The 1,037-nt window shown below is 68.7% G+C and carries 2 protein-coding genes; both read right to left on the bottom strand.

The window, feature by feature from the left end:
• A partial coding sequence (locus IEZ17_RS41665; RefSeq protein ID WP_189308832.1) for an NAD(P)-binding domain-containing protein occupies positions 1 to 606 on the bottom strand: 606 nt, incomplete at its 3' end.
• Between the two features lie 85 nt (positions 607 to 691).
• Positions 692 to 1,037 (bottom strand): TIM barrel protein (locus IEZ17_RS41660; protein WP_189308831.1); only part of this gene is annotated, 346 nt, incomplete at its 5' end.

Genomic DNA, 1,037 nt, shown 5'->3' with positions numbered 1-1,037 from the left:
GAGGTCGACGCCGGACTTCTCCAGGAAGACCACGGCTTCGGCGCAGGCTTGGATGTTGATGGCGACGATGAGCTGGTTGGCGGCCTTGACGGTCTGGCCGGAGCCGTGGGGTCCGCACAGGACGATGGTCTTGCCGAGGGCTTCGAGGAGGGGCTTGGCGGTGTCGAAGTCGGCTTGTTCGCCGCCGACCATGATCGACAGGACGGCTTCTATGGCGCCGGCCTCGCCGCCGGAGACGGGGGCGTCCAGGACGCGGATGCCCTTGGCGCCGGCGGCCTTGGCCAGGTCGATGGAGGTCTGGGGGGTGATCGAGGACATGTCGATCAGCAGGGTGCCGGGCTTGGCGTTGTCCAGGATGCCGTCGGGGCCGTAGGCGATGGCTTCGACGTGGGGGGAGGCGGGGACCATGGTGATGACGACGTCGGCGTCGGCGACGGCCTCGGCGATGTCGGCGGCGGCGGTGCCGCCGGCCTTGGCGAGGCGTTCGAGCTTGTCGGCTTCGAGGGTGTAGCCGGTGACGGAGTAGCCGGCCTTGATCAGGTTCTCGGCCATGGGCGAGCCCATGATGCCCAGCCCGATCCACGCGATCTTGGGCAGGTTGCTCATCGAAAAGCCTCTTTCACAATCAAGAACTGGAGGGAGCAGGGGTCGGTTGTCCGGCCTGCCGGCGGCTGGGGTGGCGGTGGTGCGGTTATTCGGCGGCGCGCTGGGATGCGGGGAGCCAGGTGAAGGCGTCGGCGCTGGGGCCGTCGCCGGGCTTGTATTCCAGGCCGGTCCAGCCGTGGTAGCCGTTCTTCCCCAGGCGGTCGAGCAGGGCGGTGAAGTCGAGGGTGCCGGTGCCGGGGGCGCCGCGGCCGGGGTTGTCGGCGATCTGCACGTGCGCGGTCTTGTCGGTGTAGCGGTCGATGACCTCCTGGAGGTCCTCGCCGTTCATCGACAGGTGGTAGAGGTCCATCAGGAACCGGGTGTTGTCCAGTCCGGTGGCCGCGTTGACCGCGTCGATGACCTCGATGGCCTTGGGGGCCGAGACGATCGGG

The organism is Streptomyces albospinus (assembly GCF_014648695.1).
GTDB lineage: Bacteria > Actinomycetota > Actinomycetes > Streptomycetales > Streptomycetaceae > Streptomyces > Streptomyces albospinus.
Note: the sequence above shows the minus strand (reverse complement) of the source record. Positions and strands in the feature narration are given on the sequence as shown.